General features: G+C 68.0%; 10 protein-coding genes and 2 tRNA genes. 10 read left to right on the top strand and 2 right to left on the bottom strand.

Features of this window, described 5'->3' with window-relative positions:
- Nucleotides 1-6 precede the first annotated feature (6 nt).
- The 5 genes from serS (at nucleotide 7) to F6B43_RS11935 (ending at nucleotide 3,972) form a co-directional block, all read left to right on the top strand.
- Complete coding sequence (gene serS, locus F6B43_RS11955; RefSeq protein WP_150449148.1) at nucleotides 7-1,287, top strand: serine--tRNA ligase; 1,281 nt, start codon at nucleotides 7-9, stop codon at nucleotides 1,285-1,287.
- The gene (locus F6B43_RS11950) at nucleotides 1,284-2,213 is read left to right on the top strand and encodes an HAD family hydrolase (RefSeq protein ID WP_211368123.1); all 930 of its coding nucleotides are present in this window, start codon (nucleotides 1,284-1,286) and stop codon (nucleotides 2,211-2,213) included. The genes serS and F6B43_RS11950 overlap by 4 nt, the downstream gene beginning before the upstream one ends.
- Before the next feature lie 142 nt (nucleotides 2,214-2,355).
- Nucleotides 2,356-2,440: transfer RNA gene (locus tag F6B43_RS11945), tRNA-Ser, on the top strand.
- A 41-nt stretch (nucleotides 2,441-2,481) separates the two neighbouring features.
- Nucleotides 2,482-3,747, top strand: coding sequence for an LCP family protein (locus tag F6B43_RS11940; protein WP_150449147.1), 1,266 nt, complete (start codon nucleotides 2,482-2,484; stop codon nucleotides 3,745-3,747).
- Between the two features lie 136 nt (nucleotides 3,748-3,883).
- Nucleotides 3,884-3,972: transfer RNA gene (locus tag F6B43_RS11935), tRNA-Ser, on the top strand.
- A gap of 131 nt (nucleotides 3,973-4,103) precedes the next feature.
- Here the strand turns inward: F6B43_RS11935 and F6B43_RS11930 are convergent.
- Complete coding sequence (locus tag F6B43_RS11930) at nucleotides 4,104-5,837, bottom strand: dihydroxy-acid dehydratase (RefSeq protein WP_150449146.1); 1,734 nt, start codon at nucleotides 5,835-5,837, stop codon at nucleotides 4,104-4,106.
- Nucleotides 5,834-7,267, bottom strand: coding sequence for a hypothetical protein (locus F6B43_RS11925; RefSeq protein ID WP_150449145.1), 1,434 nt, complete (start codon nucleotides 7,265-7,267; stop codon nucleotides 5,834-5,836). The genes F6B43_RS11930 and F6B43_RS11925 overlap by 4 nt, the downstream gene beginning before the upstream one ends.
- 173 nt (nucleotides 7,268-7,440) lie before the next feature.
- Here F6B43_RS11925 and F6B43_RS11920 point away from each other — a divergent pair, with 173 nt between their 5' ends.
- From F6B43_RS11920 to F6B43_RS11900, 5 genes are all read left to right on the top strand, one after another.
- Nucleotides 7,441-7,965 carry a GNAT family N-acetyltransferase gene (locus tag F6B43_RS11920; protein WP_170285642.1) on the top strand — a complete coding sequence of 175 codons (525 nt, stop codon included), beginning with the start codon at nucleotides 7,441-7,443 and terminating at the stop codon, nucleotides 7,963-7,965.
- A gap of 46 nt (nucleotides 7,966-8,011) precedes the next feature.
- The gene (locus tag F6B43_RS11915; RefSeq protein WP_170285641.1) at nucleotides 8,012-9,151 is read left to right on the top strand and encodes a Gfo/Idh/MocA family protein; all 1,140 of its coding nucleotides are present in this window, start codon (nucleotides 8,012-8,014) and stop codon (nucleotides 9,149-9,151) included.
- A 106-nt stretch (nucleotides 9,152-9,257) separates the two neighbouring features.
- The gene (locus F6B43_RS11910; RefSeq protein ID WP_150449142.1) at nucleotides 9,258-10,556 is read left to right on the top strand and encodes an ABC transporter substrate-binding protein; all 1,299 of its coding nucleotides are present in this window, start codon (nucleotides 9,258-9,260) and stop codon (nucleotides 10,554-10,556) included.
- 9 nt (nucleotides 10,557-10,565) lie between these two features.
- Entirely contained in the window at nucleotides 10,566-11,531 is a 966-nt protein-coding gene (locus F6B43_RS11905) for a carbohydrate ABC transporter permease (RefSeq protein ID WP_150449141.1), read from the top strand.
- Nucleotides 11,521-12,378, top strand: coding sequence for a carbohydrate ABC transporter permease (locus F6B43_RS11900; RefSeq protein ID WP_150449140.1), 858 nt, complete (start codon nucleotides 11,521-11,523; stop codon nucleotides 12,376-12,378). The genes F6B43_RS11905 and F6B43_RS11900 overlap by 11 nt, the downstream gene beginning before the upstream one ends.
- Nucleotides 12,379-12,381 lie beyond the last annotated feature (3 nt).

The following is a 12,381-nucleotide window of genomic DNA, read 5'->3' as shown; positions in this document are numbered from 1 at the left end:
TGACGGGTGATAGATCCGGTTCTGCTGCGTGAACGACCCGAGCTCGTCAAGCGCTCTCAGGTGTCGCGCGGAGAGTCTCCTGACACGGTGGACGAGGCCGTCGCCGCCGACCGCGACCGACGCGCGGCGATCACGGCCTTCGAAGAGCTGCGCGCCGCGCAGAACGCGCACGGCAAGCGCGTTGCGCAGGCGCCGAAAGAAGAGAAGGCCGCCCTCGTCGCCGAGGCCAAGGCGCTCAGCGAGCAGGTCAAAGCCGCGCAGCACGCCGTGACGGTCGCCGAAGAGGCGGCGGATGCCGCGCTCGGCCGTATCGAGAACATCGTCGTGGACGGGGTCCCGGCGGGCGGCGAGGCCGATTTCGTCACCCTGCGCACGCACGGCGAGGCGCCCACCTTCGACTTCGAGGCGCGCGACCACCTCGCCCTCGGCGAGCTCCTCGGCGCGATCGACATGGAGCGCGGTACGAAGGTGTCGGGCAGCCGCTTCTACTTCCTCACCGGGATCGGCGCACGCCTCGAGCTGGCGATCATGACCCTCGCGCTCGACCGGGCCCTGCAGGCGGGGTTCACTCCGCTCATCCCGCCCACGCTCGTGCGCCCCGAGGTCATGCGGGGCACGGGGTTCCTCGGGCAGCACGCCGACGAGATCTACCACCTCGAAGAAGACGACCTGTACCTTGTCGGCACGAGCGAGGTGCCGCTCGCCGGCTTCCACATGGGGGAGATCCTCGACCTCGGGAAGGGTGCGAAGCGCTACGCCGGGTGGTCGACCTGCTACCGCCGCGAGGCGGGCTCGTACGGCAAAGACACCCGCGGCATCATCCGCGTCCACCAGTTCAACAAGCTCGAGATGTTCGTGCACACCACTCCGGAAGACGCCGAGGCCGAGCACCTGCGCCTCGTCGCGATGCAGGAGGGGATGCTGCAGGACCTCGGTCTGTCGTATCGCGTCATCGACGTCGCGGCCGGCGACCTCGGCTCCAGCGCCGCCCGAAAGTACGACGTCGAGGCGTGGGTTCCCACGCAGGGCGCCTACCGCGAGCTCACCAGCACGAGCAACTGCACCACGTATCAGGCGCGCCGGCTCGATATCCGCTACCGCCCCGACGTCGAGGCGGGAGAGAAATCCAAGACGGCGTTCGTCGCGACTCTCAACGGCACCCTCGCCACGACCCGCTGGATCGTCGCTCTGCTCGAGACGCATCAGCGCGCCGACGGCTCGGTGACCGTCCCGGAGGTGCTGCGGCCGTATCTCGGCGGACTCGAGGTCATGGAGCCGGTCGAGTGACGCATACGCCGGGGCATCCCGCCCACCTGCCCGAGACGGGGCAGGTCGAGACGGTCGCACCGGCGGATGCTGCCGAACTCGTCGAAGAGATCGCGGCGGACGCAGCTGACCCGACGATCGCCACCGAGCGGCTGCTGATCGTGCTCGACATCGACGGCACGATCCTGCTCGAGGACGAGAGCCTCAGCCCCGGCGTGCTCGATGCGGTCAGGGACGCGCATTCGGCCGGGCACGAGGTCATGCTCGCAACGGGGCGCAGCTGGAGCGGCACGAGCCACATCCACCGCGCCCTCGACATCGCCCCCGAATACGTCGTGTGCTCCAATGGCGCCGTGATCATGAAGCGGATCGGCGCGACCGGCCCCGATGCGCAGTACGAGCGGTTCCACACCGAGACATTCGATCCGACGACGGTGCTGACCCTCCTGAAGCAGCACCTGCCCGAGGCGCGCTACATGGTCGAGCTCGCGGGTGGCGCTCGGCTGTATACGGAGTTCCTCGACGACTGGAACCTGCAGGACGCGCGCGAGGTGCAGTTCGAAGAGCTGACGAACCAGGCGGTCAGCCGCGTCGTCGTCGTCTCGCCCGGGCAGACCGAGCACGACTTCACCAAGCTCGTCGCCGAGATCGGTCTCAACCAGGTCTCGTACGCGATCGGGTGGACCGCGTGGCTCGACATCGCGCCGATGGGGGTCGACAAGGGGTCCGCGCTCGAGCTCGTCCGCGGATGGCGGGGGATCGACCCCGCGCACGTGCTGGTGATCGGCGACGGTCGCAACGACGTCGGCATGTTCCGCTGGGCGCGCGAGAACGGCGGCCGCGCGGTCGCGATGGCGCAGGGTCCGCAGGAGGTTCACGATGCTGCCGGCGAGTCGACCTCCTCGGTTCAGGACGGCGGCGTGGCCGAGGTTCTCCGCGGGCTCTGAAGCGTCGGACCCCTGACGCGTCGGACCCCTGACGCGTCGGACCCCTGATGCGCAGGCGCGCCGCACAGGACCTGTCCAGCCGTGATGGGGAGAATGGTGGGCAGAGGCCCGTCGATTAGACTCGACGACTGTTCCGCTAATGGGAGGGTTGTCCGAGCGGCCGATGGACCTGGTCTTGAAAACCAGTGGGCAGCAATGTCCCGTGGGTTCGAATCCCACACCCTCCGCTTCCTGAAGGCGCATCACACCATACCCCGAGAGGTCCCGAGTGAGTCAGACGACGAAACCCGCCAAGGGCGGCCGTCGCCCGGTGGCGCGTCACGGGGCCCTGAAGTCGCCGCATCCGTTCTCTCAGTTCCTGAAGATCGTCGGTGTCATCGTCGCCGTCGTGCTCGTCTCGGTGGGGGGCGTCGCGGCGTACTCGGTCTATTCGCTGACCTCGACGGTCGCGGCCAACGCCGTCGATCTGGAAGGTCAGGTTGCTCCGCCGCCCGACATCGGTGCGATCGAGGGGGGCGTGAACCTCTTCATCGCAGGCACCGACGAGTGCCTGCCCGAGTTCGCCCAATACTTCGGCGACAGGTGCACCGGTGCGGATTCCGGTGGTGAGCTCAACGACGTGAACCTGTTGGTGCACATCTCCGACAACCCTCGGCGAGTCACAGTCATCTCATTCCCGCGCGACCTCATCGTGCCGATCCCTTCGTGCACGGGCGCCGACGGATCGCAGACGTCGGCGATGAGCGCCCAGCAGATCAACAGCGCCTACGGGTACGGCGGACTCTCGTGCGTCGTCAAGACGGTCTCGAGCCTCAGCGGCGTGAACATCCCGTTCGCGGCGAAGGTCAACTTCGGCGGTGTCATCAACATCACCGACGCGATCGGCGGTGTGGACGTCTGCATCGGCAACGGCGGCATCCGCGATGTCGACACCGGGATCGACTGGCCCGCGGGCATCCGCACCGTGACGGGAATCGACGCGCTGCAGTTCCTGCGCACCCGTCACGGGCTGGTCAACGGCAGCGATCTGGCTCGCATCAGCAACCAGCAGCAGTACATGTCCAAGCTCGCCCAGAAGCTCGTGAGCGAGAACGTGCTGTCCAACCCGGCGACGCTGCTCAAGCTCGCCACGACGGCCGTCAACAACATCACTCCCAGTACGAGCCTCACCAACCCGGTCACGCTCGTGCAGATCGCGCTCGCGGTCAAGAGCGTTCCGTTCGACCAGATCGTCTTCGTGCAGTACCCCGTGTTCGACGATCCGGACGACCCGAACCGCGTCGTTCCCGACTACAAGTCGGCCGATGCACTGTGGGCGGCGCTCGCCGCCAACCAGCCGATCACCCTGACGAGCAACCCCGACAATTCGGGCGGTGTCATCGTCGAGAACCCGACGCCTTCCGCCACGCCCGACCCGGTGGCCACCGACGGATCGACGCCCGCGCCGAGCGAGACCGCGGTCGCTCTGCCGAGCAACATCCCCGGTGTAGACGCGTCTCAGCAGACGTGCTCGGCGGGCAACGTCTCGGGCTGATCACGCGGAGCCTGCGAAGGGAGGATGCGTGACGCATCCACCGCATCGCAGGTTCGTCCCTCGCCGGTTCGTCGCGGGCGCGCGCAGCGGTTATGATTGGCGGGCGCATCTGACCGTTTCGAGCGGGTGGATGCCTGGAGACGTCGCATAGTTCGGCCTAGTGCACCACCCTGCTAAGGTGGAGTCCCCTTACGGGGACCGAGGGTTCAAATCCCTCCGTCTCCGCACTGAACGCCCTGATCACGGGCTCTTCCCTCACTTCCCCCGCATGACGGCAGGAGGGATCTCCGACGCAGGATGCTTCGGCCCGAACGCGTCCCGCATCGGTGCGATCCGATGCGAGCCCGCACCCGATATCAGGACCGGCCCACGACCGGGTCGACCCGCCGTCGGTGGGCGGCCGTGGGCGCGGTGAGGAAGTCCAGATCGGCGCCGCGATCGGCCTGCTCGACGTGCTGCTGATAGAGCAGCGGCCATCCACGCAGGTGAGCCGAGACGGGAGGGACCCACTCGCCACGTCGGCGGTCGAGCTCCTCGGGCGACACCTCGAGCTCGATCGAGCCGGCTTCGACGTCGACGCTGATCATGTCGCCGTCGCGCACGAGCGCGATCGGCCCGCCCACGGCGCCCTCGGGTGAGACGTGCAGGAACACCGTGCCGAAGCTCGTGCCGCTCATCCGGGCGTCGCTGATGCGGACCATGTCGGTGACACCCTGCTGCAGCAGCCGCTTCGGGATCGGGATCATCCCCCATTCGGGCATCCCGGGAACTCCCACCGGACCGCATCCGCTCAGCACCAGCACGTGGTCGGCAGTGACGTCCAGGTCGAGGTCCTGGGTGCGCTCGCGCATCTCGTCGTACCCGTGGAAGACGAGGGCCGGTCCGCGGTGACGCCAGAGGCGCGGGTCGGATGCCGCTGCCTTGATCACCGCGGACCCGGGGGCGAGCGTGCCGGAGACCGCGCGGATCGCGGGTCCGGCGACGATCGGGTCCGAGACAGTGCGGATGGCGGCGCTCGACTCGTTCGCCGCCAGCGGCGCCCTGCCAGATGCACGCAGGCTCTTGCCCGTGCAGGTGACCGGCTCAGGCTCGATCAGATCGCCCAGTTCGAAGACCAGCGAGGGCACGCCGCCTGCGCGGTCGAGCTCGCGCATCAGGCCCGCGCCGCTCGGCTGGACATCGGCGATCACCGGCACGCCGGCGCCCGCGGCCGCCACCTGCTCGGGACCGAAGACGATCCCCGCCCGGCCGGCGATCGCTGCGAGGTGGATGACCGCGTTCGTCGATCCGCCGACGGACTGCAGGATGCGTGCGGCATTGCGCAGCGATGCTTCGGAGAGGATGCGGGAGGGTGTGAGTCCCTCGTCGATCATGGCGACGATCCGTCTCCCGGTCTCGTACGAGACGTCGCGACTCGGACCCTGCCCGGCCTGCACGGTCGACGCCCCCGGAAGGGCGAACCCGAGGGCCTCCACGATCATGGCCATCGACGACGCGGTGCCTGCGGTGTTGCACGACCCGGTACCGCACGCGTAACACGCCTCGAACCTGCGCCACTCGGTGCGGTCGATCTCGCCGCTGCGGTACCGATCCATCTCGCGCCACAGGTCGGTCCCGGTGCCGAGCTCGCGGCCGTCGAACACGGGGGCGGGACGATTTCCGCCGATGATCTGGATCGTGGGGAGGTCGGAGCTGATCGCGCCCATGAGTGCGCCGGGGGTGGTCTTGTCGCAGTTGGTCAGGAGCACCACGCCGTCGATCGGGTTGGCGCGAAGGAGCTCTTCGACCTCCATCGAGAGCAGATTGCGGTACAGCATCGCGCTCGGCTTCATGAGGTCTTCGCCGAGCGACATCGCCGGCATCACCATCGCTGTGCCGCCCGCATCCGTCACCCCCCGGCGTACGTGCTCGGCGAGCTCCCGCAGGGGGAGGTTGCACGGATTCGCGTCGCTGCTCGTGTCGATCACCGCGACGATCGGGCGCCGCTCGCCCTGCTCGATCTCGCCGCCGCCCATGCGCACCGCAACCCGATGGGCGAGCGCGACCTCGTCGTCTCCGTCGAACCATGCGCTCGATCTCAGTGCGGTCACCGCGCCCGCCCCGCGGCCGGGGTGAAGCCGAGATCGGCGATGGCCTCGGCGGCCGCGTCGATCACCCGTTCCAGCGAACCCGCTTCGAGGATCGTCTGCCAGGCCTGGTAGCGGTCCTCCCGGTAGGCCTCGCGAGGCGGGAGGTAGACCCAGCCCGGGCCGTTGGTCAGGTTCATGACGACGATCAGCACGTCCGGGAACCGGGCCCGGAGGGTCGACTGCAGAGCCGAGTACGCCTCGCCGGGATGGGCGACGAAGACCGCGTCGCCGAACCGCCACACCCAGACCGGATGCCGGGGCTGGGCCATGTCGGTATAGGTGCGGCGCAGGCGGGTCGCCCTCCGCAGGCGCTCCGCGCGACTGCGCTCGTCGATGCCTGCCCAGTCGCGCTCGAGCTCCTCGATCGAGGGAAGTGTCTTCACCTCGACCGGAACGTCGCGCTGGAGGCGTTGTGTTCGCGTGTCCCACGTGGCCGGGACCGGGTCCCAGATCGCGAGGGGAGCGCCAGACTGGATGACGTCATCCAGCACGAGCGCGCTTCCGGGCTCGGGCATCGTGAGGAGGACCCCCAGCACGGCGTGGCCGAGCGACTGCCCGTGCCGGTCGGCGAGCGCGAGGTCTCCGCTGTACTGCTGCCGGGGTCCGAGCTCGCCGCTCGCACCCTGCAGGAAGAGGCAGGGGGCTGCGGTGGAGGTCTCGACGACCCCGCGCATCGGGCCGACGAAGTCGGGGGAGAGGTGACTGTTCGCGTAGCCGAGCGTCGTCGGATGGCACGCGTAGTTGACGATCGTCGCACAGAGCGTGCCGTCCGCCCGGGTGGCGCGGCCCACCACGAGAGTCTGATCGGGCGCCTGGTCGGGATCGAATCCCAGCAGGGCCTGCCCGTCGTGGACGACGTCGCGCACGGCGGCGAGGGTGTGCTCCCCGGTGCTCCAGACCAGGTCGGCCGGGGCGAGATCGGCGATCGCGCGGACGGCCGCATCCGCCGCTGCCGCGCTGAGCGCGTCGAGGTACTCCGGCACGATCTCTCCGCCGGGCAGATCGGCGTCCTCGCGACAGATCGACGGGCCTGCGTGCGTGTGCGTGAGGTGCAGCAGCACCCGATCGGCTGTCAGACCCGCGGCGTCGAGCACGGCACCGCGCACCTGGCTCTCGTCCTCCATCGTGCGCCACCAGCCGAGGTCGGCGGTGATCACCAGCGAGACTCCTGCGCGGTCCGAATCCCCCGCTTCGATCGACTCGAGCGCGAGAACGGTCAGCGAGGATGCTTCGTGCACGCCGATGCTGATGTCGGCATCGCCGTAGCCCCAGTTGCGCATCCGGATGCCGACGGGCGCGGTGATGTCGCTGCGCGCGACGCCGATGCGTCCCGACCAGCCGGGGGGTGAGAAGCGCGGGAGTGCGGGCTCGGAGAGGGGGGTTGGCGGCACGGTCTGAGGATAGGCAGTAGCGTCGAAACGACGAAATGTGTTCGCGTGAGCAGAACGCTCATCTGCCCGGTCGCCTGTTCGTTCGTCACCGCAGAACGGCGTTGTCGCCTGCGAATCCCCTTCATACACTCAACCCGACCGCACGACTCGATCACTCCAGAGGGGGCAAGACGATGACTCAGCTCTTCATGACCCACCCGGGTCCGCTCCCCGCGGAGCTCCTGGTGCCGCTCGCTCCCGGGCTCGCGCTGCGCGAGGCCACCGCCGCAGACGAGAAGGCGATCGCCGAGACTCTGGCCGCGAGCTTCGAAGAGGAGTGGGACGTCGCGAGGGTGCGTGCCGAGTTCTCCGACGCCGGCGATGTGCCCGTCACGTGGCTCGTCGAAGACGAACAGGGCGTGGTCGGAGTCGCCTCGGAGCGCATCATGCCGGGCACATATCCGGATGCCGGCTACGTGCACTACGTGGGAGTGCTCGACCGTGCCAGGGGCAGGCGGGTCGGCGCCACCCTCACGGCACGCTGCCTGCAGGGTTTCGCGGAACGGGGCCTGGCGACCGCCGTTCTCGAGACCGACGACTTCCGCGTTCCGGCGGTCGTGACCTACCTGCGCCTCGGCTTCGTGCCGACCTACCGCTCGGCGGCCGAGCAGGGCGCGTGGTCGGTGCTGCTGCCGAGCCTGTTCGGCCCTCGGGTCTGACTGCCCTCGTTCTGAACTGCTCTCCTCCCGAAAGGCGCTTCCCGCTGTGTCAACAACGCCCAAGCTCAGAGTCGGCATCGCCGGCGCCGTGCGCGGAGGCGGCTTCATCGCCGGCCTCCGTGAAGAGAGCGATCGCGCAGAACTGGTCGCGGTGTACGACCCGATCGCCGCATCGCGCGAGGCCTTCGCCGCGACGAACGACGTCGCCGTCGTCTGCGAGAGCTTCGAGCACCTGCTCGATCACGTCGACCTGGTGATCCTCGCATCGCCCCAGCAGCACCACACGCCGCAGGCCATCGCGGCGCTCGCCCGCGACATCCACGTGCTCAGCGAAGTCCCCGCGGCCGTCAGCCTCGACCAGGCCACGGCGCTCGTCGCCGCGGTGCGCCGGTCGAACGCGCAGTACATGATGTCGGAGAACTACGGCTATATCCGTGAGAACCTCATCGTGCGCGAGATGGTCCGCGAAGGAGCGCTCGGAGACCTCTACTACGGCGAGGGCGAGTATCTCCACGAGATGAAGAGCTGGCACACGACACCCGCGGGCGACCCGACATGGCGGCACTTCTGGCAGGTGGGTCGTGACGGCATCACCTATCCGACACACAGCCTCGGACCGCTGCTGCAGTGGTTCGATGATCGGGTGATCTCGGTCAGCTGCGTCGGGACCGGCCGGCACACCGACCCCGAACACGAGCTGCAGGACACGACCATCCTGCTCGCCCGCACCGCGAAAGGGAGGCTCCTGCGGCTTCGGTTCGACCTGCTGTCGAATCGGCCGGAGCTGTACGCCTACTACTCCGTGCAGGGCACCGGGGGCGCGTACGAAGCGGCGCGCACGGTCAACTCGGAGGCTGTCGTCTACCTCAACGGCCGCTCTCCGGAGGGCGTGTGGGAGCCACTCGCGAAGTACGCCGATCTCTACATGCCCCACCGCTACAAGCTGGGCGGGTCGGCGGACACCCACTGGGGGTCGGACGCATGGCCGATCCGCGACTTCATCGAATCGATCGTCACGGGCACCAGGCCCGAGATCGATGTCTATGCGGCGCTGGACATGACCCTGCCCGGACTGCTCTCGGAGTATTCGATCGCCCAGAACGGCGCCTGGGTGCACGTGCCCAATCCGCGGTTCTTCACCGCCGGGATCGGCGTCGATCCCTCTCGAGAATCGCCGCTCGCCTGACCCCCGCTCCGTCGAGACCGAGACCTTCCTGGCTCGGTCTGTTCCATCCTGCTCGCCCGCACGACCTCGTATCCGTCCTCTCCGCTCACAACCAAAGGAACTAACAATGACGTTCAGTCACAGGGCCGCCGCCGCGGCCGCCGTCGTGGCCACCGCGGGGCTGCTCCTCGCAGGATGCTCCTCCTCCGGGTCCGCGCCCGCCGACACCGGCACGGTGGGCGGTGAGGTCACCCTCTGGAGCTACGGCAAAGTCCAGCCGAGCATGACCGCCTTGATCGATGGCTTCGAGAAGGCCAATCCCGGCACGACCGTCAAGGTCATCGAGGAGCCGGGCGATCAGTACTTCGCGCTCCTCCGCGCCGCTCTCACGTCGGGCCAGGGCCCGGACATCTTCCAGATGTTCCCCGGCGGGTACCAGCACCAGTTCTCGGACTATTCGCTCGATCTGAGCACGTACATCGACCGCTCGGAGTTCGAGGCCGTGCAGGGTCAGTTCTTCGCGAAGGACTCGAACCTCGACAACCCCGTCTACGGGGTTCCCCTCGTGAGCAACATGTACTACACGCTCTACAACCAGGAGATCCTCGACAAGGCGGGCGTCACCGAGTTCCCGACGGATTGGGCCGAGACCGAAGCGGCGTGCAAGAAGATCACCGCCGCCGGATTCCTCTGCATCGGCTACGGCAGCGACACGGGCTCGGGCGGGTTCGACGCGTACCAGGACTTCAGCTACATGTCGGGGGCGGCGATCGGCCTGGCCGGCTGGGACGGCCTCATCGATGGATCGGTCAAGTACGACAGCCCCGCGCTCGTCGATCAGGTCACGAAGTGGGGCGACCTCCGCGAGAAGGGCTACACGAACGAGGACGTCCTCACGTGGCGCGATGTGCGTACGGACTTCCTCGCGGGAAAGACCGCGATGTACATGACCGGCAGCTGGGACGCGAGCTGGGCGGCCGACGGGCTGGGCACGAAGGTGCACGCTGCGCCGACGCCGTTCAGCGACGACCCGCAGGATGTCCTGATCCGACTGCAGGACTCGGGGCTGTCGGTCTCGAGCGACAGCAAGAACCCCGCGACGGCGGCCGCATTCACCGCCTACGCGATCTCGCCCGAAGGGCAGAAGATCATCGCCGCCGCGGGCGGTGTGCCCGCTCGTACGGGCGTCGAGACCGACAGCTCCATCAACCAGGAGATCCTCGACCGCTCGATCGCGGAGAAGTGGACGGTCATGCCGATGATCGACAACTTCCTCGATGCGTCGGTCACGACCGCTCTGCGCTCATCGCTCAACCAGGTCATGGCCGGGCAGCTCACCGCCTCAGAGGCTCTCACGAAGGTAGATCAGGCGACCGCCGCGGTCAGCGCGAACGACCGTGTGACCTACAACCTCTCCGGAAAGTAGGAAGCCGCCATGACTCTCGACCTCCGCCGTGTGACGGCCGCACCACCCGTTGCACGGCGGGGGTCGCGGGAAGGTGACCAGAAGGACCCCCGCCGACGCGAGGGCGTCGCCCGGCAGCGCCGACGCTGGGGGCTCGTCTTCGTCCTTCCGGCGCTCGTGCTCGTGGCGCTGCTGATCGTGCTGCCCAGCATCCAGGGCCTGTACTACAGCTTCACGGACTGGAACGGGCGCAGTGCCCACTGGGTGGGACTCGACAACTACATCAACGGGATCTTCCTCTCACCGGATTTCGGTCGCATCGCGATCAACAGCCTGTGCGTCGTACTCTCGGTGCCGTTCGGAGTGGGACTTTCGCTGATCGTGGCCAACCTCCTGGCCAACAGCGCGTGGGGGCGCGGCTGGTTCCGGGCGATCTACTTCCTCCCGATCGCGCTGTCGTGGGTCGTGATCGGCATCACGTTCGCGTACCTCCTGTCGGGCCGCGGGCCGATCAACGCCCTGCTGTCGGCAATGGGTTTCGGACTGTTCACGCAGGACTGGCTCGGTGGAGAGACCTCGGCGCTGGTCAGCATCATCCTGGTCTTCAACTGGTCGTACTTCGGTATCAACGTGGTGCTGCTGTTCACCGGGATGACAACGGCCGACCCTTCGATCACGGAGGCGGCGCGCCTCGACGGTGCGCACGGCGTGAAGATGTTCATCCACATCGTCATCCCCCAGGTGCGGCGCTACATCGAGCTGTCGCTCATCGTGACGATGGCGGCGGCGATCACCCAGATCTTCGCTCTCATCTACACGATGACGGCCGGCGGGCCGGGGGTTGCCACCACGACGCTCGAGTACGCGCTGTACACCAGGTCGTTCAGCCTGGGCCATTTCTCACAGGGCGCCGCGTTCGGCATCCTTCTGTTCCTTATCTCACTCGTGTTCGCCGTCGTGCGGCTTCGAGCCGGAGTGAAAGCCGATGATGACTGATACCTCGACCACCCTCACCGCCGCTCCCGGCGCCCGTCGCTTCGCCGACCGCGCGCGGGCTCTCCTCAGCACGGGGATGGTGCGGATCGTGCTGGTGGCCCTCGCCGCCGGCACGTTCGCGCCCGTCGCGTTCATGATCTTCAAGTCCCTCACGAAGCAGGACGGCACGAACGCCCTCACGTTCACCGCGTGGGCGGCGGTGCTCAGCGGTCAGCTGCCCCAGGCGGGACTCATCTCGCTCACCGTGAGCCTCGTCGCGATCGTGGTCATCCTCAGCATCGGAACGCTCGCGGCGTTCGGGTTCGCGAAGCTGCGGTTCCGGGGCTCGCAGACGATCATGGCGATCATCGTGGTCCTGATGCTCGTGCCCGGGCAGACGTTCATCATCACCGAGTACTTCAACTTCAGCAGCCTCGGACTGATCGGCAATCTCCCGGCCGTGGGCGTGCTCTACGGGGTGACCCAGCTGCCGTTCGCGATCTTCATCTTCACCAACTTCTTCCGCGCGATCCCCGACGAACTCGTCGAAGCCGCGATCATCGACGGCGCGTCGTACCCGCGGGCATTCTGGAGCATCTTCCTGCCGCTGGCGAGGCCGGCGATGGTGACGGTCGGGGTGCTCGCCTTCATCGGGGTGTGGAACGATCTGCTGGTCGCGCTGCTGTTCCTTCCCACGCCCGGCCAGCGGACCCTCAGCGTCGTGATGGCCGGCGCGCAGGACACCCGTGTCTTCGATGTGAGCCAGGTGATGGCCGGGGCGCTTCTGAGCGCGATCCCGTGCATCATCGTGTACCTGATCTTCCAGAAGCAGATCGCGATCGGCTTGACCGCCGGCACGGGGAAGTAGGCA

The sequence above is a fragment of the Microbacterium rhizomatis genome (assembly GCF_008710745.1).
GTDB lineage: Bacteria > Actinomycetota > Actinomycetes > Actinomycetales > Microbacteriaceae > Microbacterium > Microbacterium rhizomatis.
The sequence above is the reverse complement of the archived record's forward strand: the minus strand, read 5'-3'. Positions and strand labels throughout refer to the sequence as shown.